Source organism: Dactylosporangium sp. CA-139066, from assembly GCF_050936175.1.
Lineage (GTDB): Bacteria > Actinomycetota > Actinomycetes > Mycobacteriales > Micromonosporaceae > Dactylosporangium.
In genome coordinates this window covers 7077224-7094782 of sequence record NZ_JBNJNH010000001.1, presented here as the reverse complement: position 1 = coordinate 7094782, position 17559 = coordinate 7077224, and the positions used below count along the sequence as shown (strand labels likewise).

Below are 17559 nucleotides of genomic sequence, written 5' to 3'. Positions count from 1 at the left end.
TCAGCGAGTCCGTGATCGTGCGGTGCGGCCCCCTGATGCCCGACGGCCCGCGGGTGTGTCGCCGACCTCTTGAAGCCCGGCGGAAGGTTGCGTCCTTCAGCGTGTCCACGCCCGTGCGGCGCGGCCCCGATGCCGTCCACCGCGTCACCGCTCATGGCGACTCCCCATGTGCCGCCACGTCCATGGCCAGGTAGTAGACGCACGGCTCGTCGGCGGGATTGGCGAAGCCGTGGTGGCGGTCGCCGGCGTAGAACGCGCTGTCGCCCGTGTGCAGGTCGATCGGGTCGCCGTCCAGCGTGAGGCGCAGCGTGCCGGACTCGACCGCCACATACTCCCTCGAGCCCGCGCCGTGCGGCGTGAACGTGCCCGCGTCGACGTGGGCCTCGATCGTGGTGCGCATCAGCTCGAACTCCACGCCCGGCAGGACGGGGCTGAGGACCCGCCGCTCCCAGCCCGCCGGGTCGCGGGCCACGTCCTGCTCGGCGCGGCGCAGCACCGTCGTCTGCGGCGGGTGCTCGTCGCGCAGCAGGCGGGCGATGGTCGTGCCGAGGCCGGTCGCGATCCGGTCCAGCACGGCGACGGTCGGCATCCGGCCGTTGCGCTCCACCTCCGACAGCATCGACCGGCTCACCCCGCTGGCCGCGGCGAGCTCCTCGAGCGTCATGCCGCGCCGGAGTCGCTCCTGCTTGATCCGGCGCCCGAGTTCATCGATTCCCACGCCTTCCACTATAGCGGAATTCCGCTATAGTGGAAGAGTCTTCCGAACGACGGCCTCGACGGCCGCGGGGCATACGCCGTCGTGGAGGGCATCCAGGGCCAGCAGGGCCGCGCCGGCGACGGGCGGTGACGAAAGGACGGTGACCGATGCTTCGGGTGACATTGCGGCGATGCGCGCCACCACGTCGTCGTGCAGCTGTGGGTGCCGGGCCGTAAGCACGCCCCCGCCGAGGACCACCGTGTAGGGGCGATCGAGCAGGTCGAGCCGCGTCGCCGCGACCCGGACCAGGGCCTCGATCTCGTCGGCCAGGCGGCGCACCACCCGGCTCGCCACCTCGTCGCCGGTGGCCGCGACCGTGAACAGCACCTTGGACAGCTCGTCCAGCCGGGCGGGCGGCAACTCTCCCAGGTGCAGCGCGATCGCGACCGCCTCGACGGTGGGGCGCCCGAAGTGGCGGCATACCGCGTCGGCGAGGGCGGTCGCGGGACCGCGGCCGTCCTCGGCCCGGCACGCGTGGTAGAGCGCCATGGACGCCAGGTGGCGGCCTCCGCCCCAGTCCCCGGACAGCGGCCCGAGGGCGGGAAAGCGTGACGTGGCGCCGTCGGCGCGGCGACCAGCCGCGTTGATGCCGGCGCCGCAGACCACGCCGACCGCGTCCGGGGCGGAGGTGCCGGCGCGCAGCAGCGCGAAGAGGTCGTTGTCGACGACGGTGACGCCGGCCAGCCCGAGCCCGCCGACGGCGGCGTTGAGCTGCTCGACTTCGAAGGGCAGGTCGGCGCCGGCGACGTACACGGACAACCGGTCGAGCTCCACCGACGCGGGCAGGGCGGCCGCCGCCCGGGCCTGGGCGACGAGCTCGGCGAGCTGGGCGACGGCGGCGGGCAGCCCGAGCACGTGCGGCGACGTGGTCGGGCCGGTGACCCGCGCGAGGATCCGCCCGTCGGAGTCGCCGAGCACCACGTCGGTCTTCGAGTTTCCACCGTCGGCCGCGGCAAAGAGCCGTGCCGTGCCGGCCGTCGAGGCGCCGCCCCTCGTCGTGGCGGACTGCGTCACGGTGGTGGTGGTGGCCGTCGGGCGGGCGCTGTCGGCTGTGGCGGTGTGCTGTGCCATGTCGGCCGTCGAGGCGCCGCCGCTCGTCGTGGCGGAGTGCGTCGTGGTGGTGGCGGTCGGGCGGGCGGCGTCGGCCGTGGCGGTGTGCTGTGCCGTGCCAGCCGTCGAGGCGCCGCTGCTCGTCGTGGTGGAGTGCGTCGCGGTGGTGGCCGTCGGGCGGGCGGCGTCGGCTGTGGCGGTGTGCTGCGCCGTGTCGGCCGTCGGGCGGGCGCTGTCGGCTGTGGTGGTGTGCGGTGCCGTGCTGGTCGTCGAGGCGCTGCCCCTCGTCGTTGCGGACTGCGTCGCGGTGGTGGTCGTTGGGGCGGCGGCGTCGGCTGTGGTGGTCGTCGGGGTGGTGCCGTCGGGCGTGGTGGTGTGGCGTGTCGTGGTCGCTGGCGAGGCGGCGCCGCTCGTCGTGGTGGCCTGGGTTGCGGTGGTGGTTGTTGGGGCGGCGTTGTCGGGTGTGGCGGTGTGCTGTGCCGTGCTGGCCGGCGGTGTGGGGTCGGCGCTGACCGGAGTCGGGGGCGGTGGGGTTTCGGTGGTCGAGGTGGTGCCGTCAGCTGGCGGTGGCGGGGTCACGACAGCCAGGCCAGGTGGTCGCGGTTGGCCGACAGGAGCTCGTCGGTCAGGCGGTCGGCCTTGGCGTGCTGGGCCACCAGCGGGTGGGACAGCAGGGCGCGGTAGACGCGGTCGCGGCCGCCGTGGAGGGCGGCCTCGACGGCCAGTTCCTCGTAGGCCGACACCGAGGAGATCAGGCCGGCCAGCTCGGGGCGCAGCGGGGGTGCCGGCAGGGGCGTGGCGCCCGTGGCGCCGACGCGGCAGGTGGTCTCGATGACCGCGTCGTCGGAGAGGAACGGGAAGAAGCCGCGGTTGCGGACGTTCACGGCGTGGATGCCGCCGTCGTCGTGTTGCAGCGACGCGATCAGGCCCACCGCGGCCTCCGAGTAGAAGGCGCCGCCGCGCTCGCCGAGGAGGGCGGGCTTCTGGGTCAGGGACGGGTCGGCGTACAGGGACAGGAGCTCCGACTCTATTTCCGAGACCCGCTCGCCGCGCGTGGGCTTGCCGCGCTCCTCGCGCACGACCTCGTCGTGGCTGTAGAAGTAGCGCAGGTAGTAGGAGGGGACGCAGGCCAGGGACGAGATGACCTCGCGGGGGAGTTGCAGGCCCGAGGCGATCTCGTCCAGGGCCTTGTCCAGCAGCTCCGGCAGGCGGTCGACGCCGTCGACGTAGGCCGCGCGCTCCCAGGTCAGGTGGTTCAGGCCGACGTGGCCCAGCGTGACGGCGGACGGGTCGACGCCCAGCGCGGCGGCCCAGCGGCGCTGGAAGCCGATGGCCACGTTGCACAGGCCGGCGGCGCGGTGGCCGTCGTCCAGCAGGGCGCGGGTGACGATGCCGACCGGGTTGGTGAAGTTGACGATCCAGGCGCCGGGGTCGGCGCGGCGGGCGATGTCGAGCACCACCGGGACGGTGCGCAGGGCCTTGGCGAAGCCGCCGGCGCCCGTGGTCTCCTGGCCGACGCAGTCGCAGGCGAGCGGGAAGGTCTCGTCGCTGATGCGGGCCTGCTGGCCGCCGACGCGCAGCTGGATGACGACCGTGGACGCGCCGCGCAGGGCGTCGTCCACGTCGGACGTCCAGCGCAGCGACGCGGCGCTGCCGTGGAACGCCAGCAGGCGGCGGGCGAAGGCGCCGACGACCGCCAGGCGATCGGCCTGCGGGTCGAGCAGCACGATCTCCGAGGCGAACGGCGCCAGGCGCGCGAACCCGTCGATCAGCTCCGGGGTGTAGGTGGACCCGCCCCCGACGACGGCGATTTTCAACCCTTGACTCCTGTCAGTGTCACGCCCTGCACGAAGGCGCGTTGTGCGAAGAAGAACAGCGCCACGACCGGGACCATGGTCAGGATGGTCGCGGCGCTCACCAGGTTCCACTGCACATGGTGCAGTGTCCGGAACGAGGCCAGGCCCAGCGAGAGCGTCCAGTTCTGCTCATTCTCGCTGGTGTACAGCAGGGGGCCGTAGTAGTCGTTCCAGGCGTAGAAGAACTGGAACAGCGCGGCGGCGGCGATGCCGGGGCGGGCCATCGGCAGCACGACCCGCAGCAGGGTGCGCCACTCGCCGCAGCCGTCGACGCGGGCCGCGTCCAGGTACTCGCCGGGGATGGTGACGAGGAACTGGCGCAGCAGGAAGATCGAGAACGCGTCGCCGAAGAGCATCGGCAGGACGAGGGGCCATAGGGTGCCGGTGAGGCCGTAGTTGGCCCACATGAGGTACAGCGGCACGGTCGTCACCTGCGGCGGGATCATCATCATCGACACGATGACGACCAGCACGAAGCCGCGGCCGCGCCACCGCAGCTTGGCCAGGGCGTAGGCGGCCGGGATGCTGGAGAGCAGCATGAACAGCGTCGCGAGGGTCGCGTAGAGGACGGTGTTGAGCAGGTACCGCGGCACCGGCGTCTTGGCGAACACGGTCCCGTAGTTGGAGAAGTGCCAGGTCGAGGGCCAGTAGGAGGCCGTCAGCGCCTGCGAGTCGGACATGAACGAGGTCAGCAGCAGGAACCCGACCGGCGCGATGAACATGATGCTCAGCGCGATCGCGATGCTGTGGCGGGCGACGAAGGCGAGTTTCACGACGCGGTCTCCGGATTCACGGTACGGCGAAGCAGCAGCAGCGACACCCCGAACGCGACCACGAACAGCACGACGGCCAGGGCGTTGGCGTAGCCGAGCGCCCCGTAGCGGAACCCGACGACGTAGAGCCAAAGGGGGTACGTGAACGTCGAGCCCTCCGGGTACCCGAACGTCGAGGAGATCCCCGCCCCGGTGGTGGCCTGGCCGCTGGCGGCCGATGCGGCGACGGCGGCCTGTGCGAAGTACTGCAGCGTCGTGATGACCCCGATGACGGCCGTGAACACCACGACCGGCCGGATGTGCGGCATCGTCACGTGCCGGAACCGCTGCCAGGCGTTGGCCCCGTCCATGGTGGCCGCCTCCAGCTGCGCGGTCGGCGCGTCGAGCAGCGCCGCGAGGTACAGCACCATCATGTCCCCGCAGCCCCACAGGGCCAGCAGGACCAGCGACGGCTTGGACCAGTCGGGGGAGTTGAACCACAGCGGCGGGCTCATGCCCAGGTGCGACAGCGCCGAGTTCACCGGGCCGACGCCGGGCTTGAGCAGGTACACGAAGGCGAGCGTCGCGGCGACCGGCGGGGCGAGGGCCGGCAGGTAGAAGATGGTGCGGTACCACCCGCCGGCCCGCCGCAGCTTCGTGAGCAGCAGCGCGGAGGCGAGGCCGCCGAGCATCCGGGCCGGCACCATGAACGCGACGAACCACAGCGTGTTGCGCACCGCGGTGGCCAGGAACGCGTCCTCGAACATGTGCCGGTAGTTGCGCAGCCCGACCCACTCGGGGACGGTCAGCAGGTCGAACTTCGTGAACGAGAAGTACACCGCGGACACCAGCGGGTACACGAAGAACACCACGATGCCGACCGTCGCCGGCGCCATGAAGGAGGCGACGGTCAGCGTGTGGCGGAGCCGGTGGCGCATTCAGCCGCCCAGCTGCAGCAGCGAGTTTACCTGCTTGTCGACGTCGGTCAGCCCGGCCTTGAGGTCGGCGACCTTGCCGCTCTGCCAGGAGTCGCAGAACGTCTGGAACGTCTCCTGGTAGGCCGGCCCGGCCGAGGACGGCGGCGTGGTCGTGGTCTTCGGGTGGTTGAAGATGTCCACGAACGTCTTGAACTCGGCGTCGAGCTTGAGGTCGGGCGAGGCGAGCGCGTCCTTTGTGGACGGTATGTTCTTCAGGCTGTTGGCCAGCTTGACGATCGCCTTCGTGTCTGTGGTGAGGTACTTGATGAGCTCCCACGCCGCCTCGGGGTTCTTGGCGGTCTTGGAGATGCCGATGACGTTGCCGGTCACGTACCCGGCGCCGTAACGGTCCGATGTGGACGTCGGCATCGGCGCCACGCCGAACTGCAGGTCCGGCGACTGGTCCTTGGCGAAGGCGATGCGGTACTCGCCGTCGATCGCCATCGCCACCTGCCCCTTCTGGAAGGCGTTGGCGTCGGAGTACTCGTCGCCGAGCCCGGCCCGGAAGGCCTCAAGCTTGTCGTACCCGAACCAGTCCACAAGGGACTTCTGCCACTGCAGCAGCTGCGGCCAGGCCGCGTCCCCGCCGATCGCCGAGGAACCGTCGGGCTTGAGCCACTGCGCGCCGACCATCGGCCCGAGGTGCGACGGCGTGTTCTCGTAGAAGCCGAACTCCGGCAGGAACCCGGCGGTGGTGATGGTGCCGTCGGCCGAGCGCTTGGTGAGCTTCTTGGCGTCCTCGGCGAACTCCTCAAGGGTCTTCGGCGGCCCGGAGATGCCCGCGTCGGCGAACATCTGCTTGTTGTAGTACAGGCCGTAGGCGTCGGCGAGGACCGGCATGGCGCAGCGCTTGCCCTTGAACTCGGTGTACTGCTTCACGGTCGGCGGGAACGCGTCCATCGAGACCTTGTCGCGGGCGATGTACGGCGCCAGGTCGAGCCACGCGCCGGAGGAGCAGAACTGCCCGACGATGTCGGTGGAGTACGACAGGCCGACGTCCGGGCCCTGCCCGCCGCCGATCGCCTGGGTCATCTTCGAGTCGTCCTGGCCCGACTTGACCACGACGTTGATCTTCGGGTGGCTCGCCTGGAAGTCCTTCACGACCGCGTCGATGGCCTCGGCCTCGCGGTCGGTGAAGAAGTGCCAGAACTCCACGGTGCCGGAGACGTCGGCGCCCGGGTCGGCGATCGGTTTGTTCTTCGGGGCGGGAGTACACGCGGCGGTCAGGGCGACGGCCGCGGCGATCACGAGGAGGCGACGCACGGGGGGCTCCTTGGTCGTGGGGTGGTGCTAGGGGGTGGGTTGGCGCAGTGCGGCGAGGAGGGACTCGCGCACCGCGGACACCGCGGCGTCGGCGGCGCCCAGCAGCGGCGCGTCGTCGTCGACGGTGCTGACCGCGATCGCCGTCTCCAGCGGCGCGGCGTTGGACATGGCCTTGGTGACGGCCTCGCCGAGCGGCGCGCCGTACTGCCGGGCGAGCTCGCCGCCGATGACGACGAGCGGCGGGTCGAGGACCGCGACGACGGCCGCGAGCCCGAGCACGATCCGGCCGGCGAGCTCCTTGAGTAGTTCGTCGGTGGTGTCGTACCGCGCGGCCAGCGCCCGGACCGCGTCCGGCCCGACGAGGTCGTGGAAGTCGCCGTCGCCGACCGGGATGTAGCCGATCTCGCCGGCGCCGCCGCGGGCGCCGCGCAGCATCACGCCGTTGCCGAGGTCGATGGCGAGGCCGAGGCCGCTGTCGCCGAGCCACAGCAGCACGAAGGACTCCGCGCCCTGCGCCGCCCCGTGGGCCCGCTCGGCGAGCGCGGCGAGGTTGACGTCGTTGTCGACGCCGACCACGGTGCCCAGCCGGTCCTGCAGCTCGTCGACGAGCCCGGCACGGCTCCAGCCCGGCACGTCGACGTGGTGGATCACGCGGTCGCGGGGGTCGAACGCGCCGGCCACCGCGAGCTGCACGTGCGCCAGCCGGTCGCGGTCCACGCCGAGCTCGCCGATCGCCTCCTCGACCGCGCGCACAGGGTCGGTGTGCGCGAAGTCGACGGGCACCTCGAGCCGCGCCCGCTGGACGCCCCGCAGGTCGTAGAGGGCGGCGGTGAGCGCGGGGGAGTGGTCGCGCACCGACATCGCCACGGCGTAGGCGGCGCCGGCGTCCACCGCGTACACCTCGGCGTTGGGGCCGGGGCGCCCGGTCTCGTGCCCGACGCCGACGACGAGCCCGGCCTCGGTCAGCCGCCGGATCGCCTCGGAGATCGTCGGCTTGGACAGGCCGGTGAGCGCCCGCAGCTCGGCCCGGGTGAGCTCGCCGTGGTCGAGGAGGTGCCCGAGGGCGGCCGCCTCGTTGAGCGCCTTGAGCAGCTTGGAGGATCCCCCGACCGCCACGGCTTGCCCCCAAACTAATAGGCAGACTGACTAACAGTTGGGGGAAAGGTATGCGCCACGCTCGGCGCTGTCAATGGCTACGCGCGGGCGCTACGCCACGCGGTGACGATCTCCTCGACGTCCAGTGGCCGCAGGATCGCCGGCGGGCCCTCGATGAAGCCCCGCTTGGCGCGCTCGATGCGCGTGTTGAGGTCGGCTACTGCACGCCGTACCGAATCCTCGGTCTTGAACTTGACCAGCGCTTCGGGGAAGTCCTCGACCTCCCGGCGCAGCCGCAGGGTCGGCGGGATGCCGCCGGGCAGGCTCTCGCGGCGGGCGAGATCCTTGATCCACCAGTCCTCGTCGTAGAGTTCACCGTGATCGGGCAGGGGCTTGCCGGCGCCGGGGAGGTTGTCGAACTCGCCCCGCTCCCGCGCCTCGCGGATCTGCCGGTCGATGTGGGACTCATACCAACTGGTCATTGCCCTCAATGGTACCCGTGGCAGGATCAAGATCGATGGAGCATCTCGAGCGGTACGGCTACCCGGCGCTGGCACTCCTGGTGCTCCTGGAGGGCATCGGCATCCCGACCCCGGCGGTCAGCGTCGTGGTCGCCGCCGCGGCCCTCGCCGCGCACGGCCACCTGTGGATGCCGGCCGTCGTCGCCGTCACGCTGGTCGCCGCGGTGCTCGGCGACAACCTCGGCTACCTGCTCGGCCGGCGCGCCGGGCGGCCCGCGCTGCTGCGCTTCGGCGGGCGGGTCGGGCTCACCGAGGCGCGCCTGTCGAAGGCCGAGAACTTCATCGCCACGCGCGGGCTCAACATCGTGGTGGTCGCCCGGTTCATCGACGGGCTGCGCCAGACCAACGGCCTGATCTGCGGTGCGACCGCGCTGCCGTGGCGGCGCTACGTGGTGCGCGACGGCATCGGCGCCGTGCTGTGGACGTCGTTGTGGGTCACCGTCGGCGCCGTCGTGGGCAACAACCTGGAGCGGATCGCGCGGTACAAGCTGCCCGCGCTGCTCGCGGTGGCCGTCGTCCTGATCGTCCTGGGGCTCCGGTACATCCTCCGCCGCTTCCGCCATCGCTGAGCGCTACGTTATGTCACCGCACGGGTGCATTGCGTGACGGAATTTCGTGAAATATCCGTCCGCAGCTCGCATTTCGGGTTAGGTGGAGGGCGCGACGGACGTTCCCCGTCGATCACTCGTCGAAAGGTCGTCATCATGAAACGCTGGCTCATCCGGTCGGTGCAGATCGCCGCGCTGGCAATGGGTGGCCTCGCGCTCACCGGCACCGCCGCGCACGCCGACAGCTGGAACAGTGGTCCCAACGTCGGCCTCTTCAACGGCAACCAGAGCTCCACCACCATCCAGACGCCGGTGAACATCTGCGGCAACTCATTGGCGATCATCGGCTTCGCCAGCGCCAACTGCAACGGCGGCGCGTTCGCCTACAACGGCAACGGCGGCGCGGCCAGTGGCGCCGGTTACCACGACGGCTCCAACGGCAACGGCAACGCCAGCAGCTACGGGGTCCACAACAAGAAGCACAAGAAGCACAAGAAGAACGGCGGCGGCGCCAACGCGAACGCCTACGACGACGGCAACGGCCGCAACCACGGCAACGGCGGCGCGTCGGCGTACAGCAACAACGGCGACTGGAACACCGGCTTCAACGCCGGCATCGGCAACGGCAACCAGTCCTCGTTCACGTTCCAGGCGCCGATCAACGTTTCCTGCAACTCCGTTGCGCTGGTCGGCTTCGCCTCCAGCTGCTGAGCTCTGCTTCGGGGCACCGCCTGTCCCTTGTGAGCGTTGGCCGATCTACGCGGAAGTTCAGCCCTTCCGCATTCGGCCAACGCTCATCGGCGTCCGCTCACTGTCCTATTCGGACGGCCCGGCCCGTCACCGTCGGGTTGGCGCCCTCCTGCAGGCCGACGCGCAGGAGGCTCGGGCGCCCCATGTCGTGTCCCTGGTGGACGGTCAGCGTCGCCGGGGTCGTCACGAGTCCGAGCTCGCGCACGTACCCGCCGAACGCCGCCGCGGCCGCGCCGGTGGCCGGGTCCTCGTACACGCCGCCGGGCGGGAACGGGTTGCGGGCGTGGAAGACCGTCTCGGTCTCCCGGTGCACGAGGGCGACGGTCGTCCAGTCGCGTTCGGCCATGAGCCGCTGCAGCCCGCCGAAGTCGTAGTCGAGCCGCGCGAGCCGTTCGCGTTGCCGGACCGCGACGATCGGATGCCAGGCGCCGGCGAACGTCGCGCGGATCGGGAACGCCGCGTCGAGGTCTTCGCGGTCGTACCGCAGCATCGCCAGCAGCCGCTCGATGTCCCGCTCGTCGATGGCAACGCTTCGGGGCGCGACGCTGCTGAGCGTGGCGGACCCGTCGGCGGTCCGGACCGGGATGCGGCCGACCGGCGCGTCCAGCGCGATGTCGCCGTCGCCGAACCGGTCCGCGTACGCCACGGCGGTGGCGATGGTCGCGTGGCCGCAGAACGGGACCTCGGCGAGGGGGCTGAAGTACCGGACGGCGGCGCTGCGCCGCTGCGGGTCGTTGCCGGTCAGGAACGCGGTCTCGGAGTAGCCGACCTCGGCCGCGATGCGCTGCAGGTCGGCGTCGGCGAGCCCGGTCGCGTCCAGGACCACGCCCGCCGGGTTGCCGCCGTTCGGGTCGTCGGTGAACGCGCTGTACCGCAGGATCTCCATGTGTGCCGAGGCTAGGCCGGTTTCCCGCTCGCGGCGCAGTCCAATCGCGCCGGCCTGGCCTCGGTTCTCCGATCGGCCGGACATGGTTCAGGCCGGCGTCCGCTCGGACGCCGGCCTCAGGTCTGTGCCCGGGTCAGCTGGACGCGACGCCGAGATGCCCGCCCTCGCCGCCGTGCAGCTCGGTCCCCTCGGCGAACGCGGAGTCGAAGCGCTGCTGCAGCGCGTCGAGCTCGCCGAACTCGGCCTGGTGGGCGTGCTCGCTGCCCTCGGCGGCGAAGACGTGGTCGTCGACGCTGCCGTCGTGGCTGTAGTTGGTGTAGTCGTCCGACTCGTAGTGCACGGCCGGGCCCTGGTCGAACTCGGTGTGGTGCCCCTGCGAGAAGTCGGTCGAGGTGTCGGCGTGGTGGTCGTTCTCGTACACGCCGTACTGGTTGCCGTAGTCCGACTCCGAGCCGTGGGCCTGGTGCAGCTGGTCGAGACCAGCGTGCTCCTGGCCCGTCTCGAAGTGCCCGTAGTCGACGTCGCCCCCGCCGTCGTAGGAGCCGGTGTCGATGTCGCTCATGGAGTGTTCCCCCTCGCTGGCTGACAGAGTGCGATGCCATCGACGTTACGGTCTGTGCGTCATCCGGGAATCCCCCGAACGTGCCACGCGTCACACCGGCTGGCCCATGCCCTCCCGACGTGCCAACTATCGGCCCATCCCACGCAAGGCCATCGACGGTCACCATCGTGTCCGCTCACTGTCCGTCGCCGGCGCTTCCGGCATCCCGGAAGTTCTTCGGAGAAATCCGCGATGCGGTGTCGGATCGGGGTGGTGGCGTTCGTAGCAGGGGTGAGGCCGCCCGCAAGGGGTAGCGCCCGTTTCGACGCACAGGAGATGATCTTCAGATGCAGTACCTGATTTCCGTGATCGACGACGGCACCGGCCCGGCCACCGCGAAGGAGGACGCCGCCATCGACGCGTTCAACGACCGGCTCCAGGCCGAGGGGCACTGGGTCTTCGCCGGCGGCCTCGCATCGCCCAGCACGGCCACCGTCATCGACAACCGCGAGGGGCAGGCGCTGTTCACCGACGGGCCCTTCGTGGAGTCAAAGGAGTACCTCGCCGGCTTCTGGATCATGGAGGCACCCGACCTGGACGTGGCGCTCAAGCTCGCCGCCGAGGGGTCGAAGGCCTGCAACCGGAAGATCGAGGTGCGGCCGTTCCTGTCCGCGTGATCGACGTCCGCCAGGCGGCCACCCGGGCCCACCGGCCCGGGTGGCCGCCGTGCTGACCAGGCGCGAGCGCACAGTTTTTTCGGAGGCGGTGTCGGATCAGGTCAGGGGCGTTCGTAGTAGCGATGAGGCCGCCCAAGAGGGGCGCCCGAGCGTGAAGGACGTTCCTCATGACTACGCTGGCGGAGCCGGGCACCGACACCACACGCCGCTCCAGTCGCCTGATGTGGGCGATCCTCGGCTTGGTGCTGCTTGCCGACGCTCTCGACGTGATCGACGCAACGGTCACGAACATCGCCGCCCCGACCATCGCCCGCGAGCTCAACGGCGGGGAGAGCCTGATCAAGTGGTTGGGCCCGGCGTACATGCTCGCCATGGGCGTCCTGCTCGTGCTCGGCGGACGGCTGGGTGACAAGTTCGGCCAGCGCAGGCTCTTCCTGATCGGCATCAGCGGATTCACCCTGGCCTCGGCGGTCGCCGGGTTCTCACCCGACCCGACCCTGCTCATCGCCGCCCGGGTCGCTCAGGGAGCGTTCGGCGCTCTCCTGATCCCGCAGGGCATGGCGATCATGGCGAAAGCGTTCGACCGTGACATGCTCGCCAGGGCGTTCGGGTTGTTCGGCCCGGTGCTCGCCCTGTCCAGTGTCGGCACCCCGGTCCTGGCCGGCTTCATCATCAGCGCCGACCTGTTGGGCCTGTCCTGGCGCCCGATCTTCCTCGCCAACATCATCCTCGGCATCATCGGGCTGGTCATGGCCGCCAGGATCCTGCCGCGTGACGACGACGGCGACCGGTCCGCCGTCGTCGACGGCTGGGGCTCCGGCCTGCTTGCGGTAACCATGCTCGGGCTGCTGTTCGGCCTGATCGAGGGCTCGACCAACGGCTGGACCGCCGTCCCCGTCGTCTCGATCATCGTCGGAGTCCTGTTCTTCGCGGCCGTCGCCTACCGCCAGCGGACCGCGACCCACCCGCTCATCAAGCCCTCGCTCATGAAGAACCGGGGTTTCACGTCCGGATTGCTCGTGTGCCTGGTCGCCGTCGCCGCCGGCACCGGCCTGATCTTCGTGCTGTCGCTCTTCCTGCAGGAGGGGTTGCACGTCAGCGCGCGGGACACCTCGCTCGGCCTGTTACCGCTCACCCTGGGGCTCGTCGCCGCCGGGTTCGCCGCCATGGGTGGCCTGGTTGCCAGGCTCGGCCGCCGGCTCGTCTTCATCGGCCTCACCGTCGACCTCGTCGGTTGCGGCTGGGTTCTGGCCCTCGTCGCTCACTCCGGGACGAACGTCAGCCTCTGGGCGCTGGCCCCGGCGCTGTTCGTCATCGGCGTTGGCATCGGCCTCAGCTTCGCCACGATCCCCACCGTCGCTCTCGGCGACGCTAAACCCGACGAGGCCGGCAGTGCCAGCGGCTCGTTCAGCTCGATCCAGCAACTCGCGTCAGCGATCGGCTCGGCCGCGGTCGCGTCGATCTTCTTCCAAGCCGCGACCTCCGGACTGGCCCACGCGATGAAAGTCACGCTGATCGTCGTTCTGGCCGTCACCACCCTCAGCCTCCCGGTCGTCGCCCTGATGCCCCGCAGGGCACCGTCAGAGTGAGCAACCGGCCAATCGTGGCGTGAGATCAGGGTTCGTGGGCGTTGCCGGCGTCGTCGAGCGTGACTGATCGTCCGTCAAGCCGCGCGTGGACTTCCCGAGCGCGTCTGGTCTTCCGGAAAGCCCGCCCAGCGCCCGCCCCTCGCGGTCGCCCTGGCGCCCGCGCCTCGCGTGCGGCCTCCTCCCGGTCGACCGCCCCTCGCGCGTGCCCGCGTGCGGCCCCTCCGTTCGCGCGTCCCAATGTCACCCGGTCGACCAGCTCTCGCCCTGTCCGTTTCTGATCAGTGCACCCGCGACACCCCTCGCCCGCCGCCCTGGCCTGTTTTATGCGTTCAGCCTACCCACGACGTATGACACTTTCCGGCCGTGAAGAGCCGATCCGAGCGGCGCGTGGCGGGATTTGTCACTTGGGGCATCCAGGGTATTCACGGCGAACCGATATCCAGTGGACGCGACGCCGCGGCGCCGGGGAGGATCCGGAAGCATGGTGCAAGCGTCCGGGGTGCGGATCGGCTGGGGTGACCTGCCGCGCAGCGTGCAAGACGGGATCGCCGGCGTGCTCGGGGAAGCCGTGGTCGAGAGCGTCTCGCAGATAGGGGGCTTCTCACCCGGCACCGCCGACCGGGTCGTCACCGCGTCGGGGCGGCGGGCGTTCGTCAAAGCCGTCGGCAGCGGGCTCAACGAGCACAGCGTGGAGTTGCACCGGGCCGAGGCCGGGATCGTGCGGCGGCTGCCGGGTGGCCTCCCGACGCCGCGGCTGCTTGGCGTACACGATGACGGAGACTGGGTCGCCCTGGTCTACGAGGACGTCGAAGGGCGTCATCCGCACACGCCGTGGGTGGACGCCGAGGTCGAAGCGGTGCTCGAGGCGTTGCGCCGGCTCGCGGTACCGGTCCAGGGGCTCCCGCGCCTGCAGGACGGTTGCGCCGACGACTTCGCGGGGTGGCGCCGGCTCGCGGCCGAACCGGACGAGAGCCTCGGGCCGTGGGTCAACGATAACCTCGGCCTGTTCGACGAGCTCGCCCAGCAGGGGCTCGCGGCGCTCGAGGGCGACTACCTCGTGCACGGCGACGTCAGGGCCGACAACCTGCTCGTCCGCGACGACGGATCGGTGGTCGTCGTCGACTGGCCGTTCGGCTGCGCGGGGCCGAAGTGGTTCGACACGCTCACCCTGGTGCTCAACGTCCGGCTGTACGGCGGGTGGCTCGACGACGGCGTCATCGACGCCCGTCCCGAGGAGATCACCGGGTGCGTGGCCGGGGTGGCCGCGCTCTTTGCCGACCGGGCGCGGCGGCCGGCGCCGGTGGGGCTGCCGACGCTGCGGAAGTTCCAGCGGGATCAGGCCGGCGTCATGGTGGCCTGGCTGCGGGACCGGGTCAGCGCGCCGACACCACGTTGAGCGGGGCGGCCGAGGCGGCGTTCGGGAACACCTCGGTCAGCGCGCCGAGGCCGCAGCGGCGCTGCAGGATCTCGCCGATGACGGTGCGGTAGTCGGTCGTCGCCGTGAGGTCGCCGGCCGTCAGGTTGGCGGGGGCCAGGCCGGGCCAGGTTCCGTGTACCCGGCCGCCCCGCACGCCGCCGCCCAGCAGCAGCATCGCGTTGCCGTTGCCGTGGTCGACGCCGCGGGAGCCGTTCTCGGCCACGCGGCGGCCGAACTCGCTCAGCGTGACGAGGGTGACCCGGGTGAACGCGTCGCCGAGGTCGGTGGCGAAGGCGTCGAGGGCCAGGGCCAGCTCGGTCAGGTGGTCGTACATCCGCTGGCCCTTCACCGCCGTCCCGAGCGCCTCGTGCATGTCCCAGTCGCCGAAGTCGACGGCGGCGGCCATCAGGCCGACGTTGCCCTTGACGAGGCGGGCGACGTCGCGCAGGGCGTTGCCGAGCGCGGTCGCGGGGTAGGTGGCGGCCGGCGTGTAGGCGGGCAGGGCGCCGACCGTGCCGAGGGTCTGGCCGACGGCGCGGGCCGGCTGGGCGAGCAGGTCGGGGGCGCCGTCGAAGAGCTTCGTCAGGGTACCCATCATCGGGGTCTTCGCGTCGTTGCCGTTGAGCTTGAACGAGTCGACGCCGAGCATGCTCAGCGACGGGGCCGGGCCGGACAGCAGGCGCGCGGGCGAGCTCGTGCCCATGGCCACGCCGGCCATCGGGAACGACGCGCCCGCGACGCCGAGCGTGCGGTCCAGCCAGCCGGTGCGGATCGACGTGCCGGCGGCGGCGCGCTCCATGTCCTCCATCGCCTGGAAGTGCGAGCGGGACGGGTTGGGCTGGCCGACCGCGTGCACCGCGCCGAACGTGCCGGCCGCCCAGCGCGCCTGCAGCGGGGCGAACGCGGGGTGCAGGCCGAACATGGCGTCCCCGGCGATGACGTTCGTCTTCGGTACCGCGATGTTCGGCCGCGCCTTGTAGTACTCGGCGTCGCCGATGGGCACGATCGCGGAGAGGCCGTCGAAGCCGCCCCGCAGCGACAGCACGACGAGGGTGTCTCCGGTGTACGGGGTACCGGCGAAGGCCAGCCGGGTCGACAGGCCCTCGCCGATCAGGCCGGTCAGCGCGGCGCCGGCGCCGATCGTGAGCACCCCGCGGCGGGAGACGCAGCAGTCAGCAAGCATGTCGTGAACCCCAAAGAACGAAGAGCGGATTTCAGCGGTACAGGAAGTAGGGCGAGTCCAGCATCAGCGCGACGACGTGCGGGAGGCGGCCGGTGATCGCCGGGTCGGTGGCCTTGAGCGGGCTCGCCGCCGTCTTGCCGAGGAACGACAGCACCGCGGCCGCGTGGGCGGGGGCGAGGGGCTGCCCGACGAGCCGTGTGGCGAGCTGGTCGACGAGCGCGCCGTGGGTCGCCGGCAGGCTCGGCACGAGGTACGCGAGCGTCGACACGGGCCGGGTCAGCTGCTTGGGATACCAACCGGCGGCCAGGTTCAGGTGCGCGTTCCAGCGGATGAGCAGCCCCGACGGCGCGGCCCAGGCGGCGGCCACGTCCGGGTAGCCGTTCGGCGGCGCCCAGCGCAGCGGCGCGTGGCCCATGTCGGCCAGGTAGTTGTAGAGGCCGCGCACCGCGGTCATGTCCGCCGACGGGCCGATGCCGAGCACGCGCACGGTGGCGGCCAGGTCCTCCAGCGGCGTGCGCAGCTTGGCGCCGTTCGCCGCCGCGAACTCCGCCGAGGTGAAGAGGGCGCGCAGGACCGGGACGATGGCGGTGTTCTGCTGGAGGTACACCTGGGAAAGCCTCGACACGAGGGCGGCCGGCGGGTCGTCGGAGACGAAGCGGACGCAGAGCTTGCGGGCGATGCGCTCGGCCGTCGCCGGGTGCGCGGCCAGCATGTCGGCGAAGGCGAGCGCGGCCGCCTCGCCGCCGCCCGCGGTCGCGTTGTCGTGGCGCCAGCCGAGGATCGTGACCGGCCCGGTCGCGTGCTGGTTGGCGTCGAAGCGGTACAGCCCGGTCTTGCCGTCGACGGTGAGCCCGGTCAGCAGCCGCGCGGCGTCCCTGACGTCGTTCTCGGTGTACACCAGCCCGACCGTGTGCAGCTCCATGAGCTCGCGGGCGTAGTTCTCGTTCGGCTTGGCCTTCGTCGAGGACCGGTTGTCCAGATAGGACAGCATGGCGGGCGCGGTCATCGACGCCTTGAGCAGATCCGCGAACCGCCCGAGCGCAAACCTGCGCACAATGGCGTCGTACGCGCCCCGGCTGTCCCACACCTCGCCGGACGGGCACGTCACGTTGAGGTGGTTCGACCAGAAGTCCACCATGAGCTCGAACAGCTGCCGCCTGCTCCACGCCGCCCGCGCGACCGCGGCGGTGCCGAGTTGCTGCATGACGTCCCACGCCCCGGACTTGAGCGCGCCGCCCTGCACGAGCGCGCGGACGCCCGCGATGTCCTTCTGGATCAAGGTGTACTTCGAGAGCACGGCATCGCACGCGGCGTCATCGATCGACGCCGGGTTGAGCTGCCGCTCGAGCCACGCGGCGGCGCCGAGCTTGCGAAGCTCGCTCTCGCTCTCGGGCGTCGGCCCGTACGTGGCACGCCGCAGCAGATGCAGCACCGGATCGGCGGGGGTGAAGCTGGTCACGCGCCTTACGTCGGCACACGTCATGCCGGCCTTGACGCCTGTACCCGCCCGGCAACCGTACTGCGCCGTGCAGCCAACTGGTCGGCGCTCGTCCGGGGCGACTCCCGTTAAGTCGGGCGCTGGCGCGCCACGACTTAACGGATTTATCGCCTGTCAGGGCATAAGTCCGACAGGTCGCGACGCGGCGGATAAGTCGGGCGGTTCGCGCCGCAACTTATCAGCATTTTTCGCCTGTCGG

General features: G+C 71.2%; 17 protein-coding genes. 5 read left to right on the top strand and 12 right to left on the bottom strand.

Annotated elements, in window-relative coordinates:
- Nucleotides 1-151 precede the first annotated feature (151 nt).
- The 8 genes from ACQEVU_RS32635 to ACQEVU_RS32600 all read right to left on the bottom strand — a co-directional run bounded on the left by ACQEVU_RS32635 (nucleotide 152) and on the right by ACQEVU_RS32600 (nucleotide 8232).
- Nucleotides 152-718: a helix-turn-helix domain-containing protein gene (locus ACQEVU_RS32635; protein WP_433330347.1), complete on the bottom strand. Its 567-nt coding sequence runs from the start codon at nucleotides 716-718 to the stop codon at nucleotides 152-154.
- 24 nt (nucleotides 719-742) lie between these two features.
- On the bottom strand, nucleotides 743-2386 hold the full coding sequence (locus ACQEVU_RS32630) for an N-acetylglucosamine kinase (RefSeq protein ID WP_433330345.1): 1644 nt from the start codon (nucleotides 2384-2386) through the stop codon (nucleotides 743-745).
- Complete coding sequence (locus ACQEVU_RS32625) at nucleotides 2383-3624, bottom strand: 6-phospho-beta-glucosidase (protein WP_433330343.1); 1242 nt, start codon at nucleotides 3622-3624, stop codon at nucleotides 2383-2385. Before ACQEVU_RS32625 ends, ACQEVU_RS32630 begins: the two co-directional genes overlap by 4 nt.
- Nucleotides 3621-4436: a carbohydrate ABC transporter permease gene (locus tag ACQEVU_RS32620; protein ID WP_433330341.1), complete on the bottom strand. Its 816-nt coding sequence runs from the start codon at nucleotides 4434-4436 to the stop codon at nucleotides 3621-3623. Before ACQEVU_RS32620 ends, ACQEVU_RS32625 begins: the two co-directional genes overlap by 4 nt.
- Nucleotides 4433-5353 (bottom strand): carbohydrate ABC transporter permease, encoded by a 921-nt coding sequence (locus ACQEVU_RS32615; protein WP_433330339.1) that lies wholly within the window; start codon nucleotides 5351-5353, stop codon nucleotides 4433-4435. The genes ACQEVU_RS32620 and ACQEVU_RS32615 overlap by 4 nt, the downstream gene beginning before the upstream one ends.
- Nucleotides 5354-6655 (bottom strand): ABC transporter substrate-binding protein, encoded by a 1302-nt coding sequence (locus ACQEVU_RS32610; RefSeq protein ID WP_433330337.1) that lies wholly within the window; start codon nucleotides 6653-6655, stop codon nucleotides 5354-5356.
- Between the two features lie 27 nt (nucleotides 6656-6682).
- A complete protein-coding gene (locus ACQEVU_RS32605; protein ID WP_433330335.1) occupies nucleotides 6683-7771 on the bottom strand; it encodes an ROK family transcriptional regulator in 1089 nt (362 codons plus the stop codon).
- 77 nt (nucleotides 7772-7848) lie between these two features.
- Complete coding sequence (locus tag ACQEVU_RS32600; protein ID WP_433330333.1) at nucleotides 7849-8232, bottom strand: DUF1992 domain-containing protein; 384 nt, start codon at nucleotides 8230-8232, stop codon at nucleotides 7849-7851.
- Nucleotides 8233-8267: 35 nt separating this feature from the next.
- On the opposite strand from ACQEVU_RS32600, the gene ACQEVU_RS32595 reads away from it, so the two are divergent.
- Nucleotides 8268-8840 (top strand): DedA family protein, encoded by a 573-nt coding sequence (locus ACQEVU_RS32595; protein ID WP_433330331.1) that lies wholly within the window; start codon nucleotides 8268-8270, stop codon nucleotides 8838-8840.
- Between the two features lie 135 nt (nucleotides 8841-8975).
- On the top strand, nucleotides 8976-9530 hold the full coding sequence (locus tag ACQEVU_RS32590; RefSeq protein WP_433330329.1) for a chaplin family protein: 555 nt from the start codon (nucleotides 8976-8978) through the stop codon (nucleotides 9528-9530).
- A gap of 97 nt (nucleotides 9531-9627) precedes the next feature.
- Here ACQEVU_RS32590 and ACQEVU_RS32585 read toward each other — a convergent pair whose 3' ends face one another.
- Nucleotides 9628-10455 carry a PhzF family phenazine biosynthesis protein gene (locus ACQEVU_RS32585; RefSeq protein WP_433330327.1) on the bottom strand — a complete coding sequence of 276 codons (828 nt, stop codon included), beginning with the start codon at nucleotides 10453-10455 and terminating at the stop codon, nucleotides 9628-9630.
- A gap of 133 nt (nucleotides 10456-10588) precedes the next feature.
- Nucleotides 10589-11017 carry a hypothetical protein gene (locus ACQEVU_RS32580; RefSeq protein ID WP_433330325.1) on the bottom strand — a complete coding sequence of 143 codons (429 nt, stop codon included), beginning with the start codon at nucleotides 11015-11017 and terminating at the stop codon, nucleotides 10589-10591.
- 326 nt (nucleotides 11018-11343) lie between these two features.
- On the opposite strand from ACQEVU_RS32580, the gene ACQEVU_RS32575 reads away from it, so the two are divergent.
- The 3 genes from ACQEVU_RS32575 to ACQEVU_RS32565 all read left to right on the top strand — a co-directional run bounded on the left by ACQEVU_RS32575 (nucleotide 11344) and on the right by ACQEVU_RS32565 (nucleotide 14658).
- Complete coding sequence (locus ACQEVU_RS32575) at nucleotides 11344-11673, top strand: YciI family protein (protein ID WP_433330323.1); 330 nt, start codon at nucleotides 11344-11346, stop codon at nucleotides 11671-11673.
- Between the two features lie 167 nt (nucleotides 11674-11840).
- Nucleotides 11841-13262: an MFS transporter gene (locus ACQEVU_RS32570; protein WP_433330321.1), complete on the top strand. Its 1422-nt coding sequence runs from the start codon at nucleotides 11841-11843 to the stop codon at nucleotides 13260-13262.
- Between the two features lie 481 nt (nucleotides 13263-13743).
- Nucleotides 13744-14658 (top strand): phosphotransferase, encoded by a 915-nt coding sequence (locus ACQEVU_RS32565; protein ID WP_433330319.1) that lies wholly within the window; start codon nucleotides 13744-13746, stop codon nucleotides 14656-14658.
- On the opposite strand, the gene ACQEVU_RS32560 is transcribed toward ACQEVU_RS32565, so the two are convergent.
- Together ACQEVU_RS32560 and ACQEVU_RS32555 are read right to left on the bottom strand one after the other, a co-directional pair.
- Nucleotides 14636-15862, bottom strand: coding sequence for a DUF1501 domain-containing protein (locus ACQEVU_RS32560; protein ID WP_433330317.1), 1227 nt, complete (start codon nucleotides 15860-15862; stop codon nucleotides 14636-14638). The two genes, ACQEVU_RS32565 and ACQEVU_RS32560, sit on opposite strands and share 23 nt — an antisense overlap.
- A gap of 31 nt (nucleotides 15863-15893) precedes the next feature.
- Nucleotides 15894-17321 (bottom strand): DUF1800 domain-containing protein, encoded by a 1428-nt coding sequence (locus ACQEVU_RS32555; protein WP_433330315.1) that lies wholly within the window; start codon nucleotides 17319-17321, stop codon nucleotides 15894-15896.
- Nucleotides 17322-17559 lie beyond the last annotated feature (238 nt).

What these genes read in the sequence shown, in the direction of transcription:
- ACQEVU_RS32615 (WP_433330339.1), bottom strand. Translation starts at nt 5,353, where the DNA reads ATGCGCCACCGGCTCCGCCACACGCTGACCGTCGCCTCCTTCATGGCG.
- ACQEVU_RS32600 (WP_433330333.1), bottom strand. Translation starts at nt 8,232, where the DNA reads ATGACCAGTTGGTATGAGTCCCACATCGACCGGCAGATCCGCGAGGCG.
- ACQEVU_RS32595 (WP_433330331.1), top strand. Translation starts at nt 8,268, where the DNA reads ATGGAGCATCTCGAGCGGTACGGCTACCCGGCGCTGGCACTCCTGGTG.
- ACQEVU_RS32590 (WP_433330329.1), top strand. Translation starts at nt 8,976, where the DNA reads ATGAAACGCTGGCTCATCCGGTCGGTGCAGATCGCCGCGCTGGCAATG.
- ACQEVU_RS32585 (WP_433330327.1), bottom strand. Translation starts at nt 10,455, where the DNA reads ATGGAGATCCTGCGGTACAGCGCGTTCACCGACGACCCGAACGGCGGC.
- ACQEVU_RS32580 (WP_433330325.1), bottom strand. Translation starts at nt 11,017, where the DNA reads ATGAGCGACATCGACACCGGCTCCTACGACGGCGGGGGCGACGTCGAC.
- ACQEVU_RS32575 (WP_433330323.1), top strand. Translation starts at nt 11,344, where the DNA reads ATGCAGTACCTGATTTCCGTGATCGACGACGGCACCGGCCCGGCCACC.
- ACQEVU_RS32570 (WP_433330321.1), top strand. Translation starts at nt 11,841, where the DNA reads ATGACTACGCTGGCGGAGCCGGGCACCGACACCACACGCCGCTCCAGT.
- ACQEVU_RS32565 (WP_433330319.1), top strand. Translation starts at nt 13,744, where the DNA reads ATGGTGCAAGCGTCCGGGGTGCGGATCGGCTGGGGTGACCTGCCGCGC.
- ACQEVU_RS32560 (WP_433330317.1), bottom strand. Translation starts at nt 15,862, where the DNA reads ATGCTTGCTGACTGCTGCGTCTCCCGCCGCGGGGTGCTCACGATCGGC.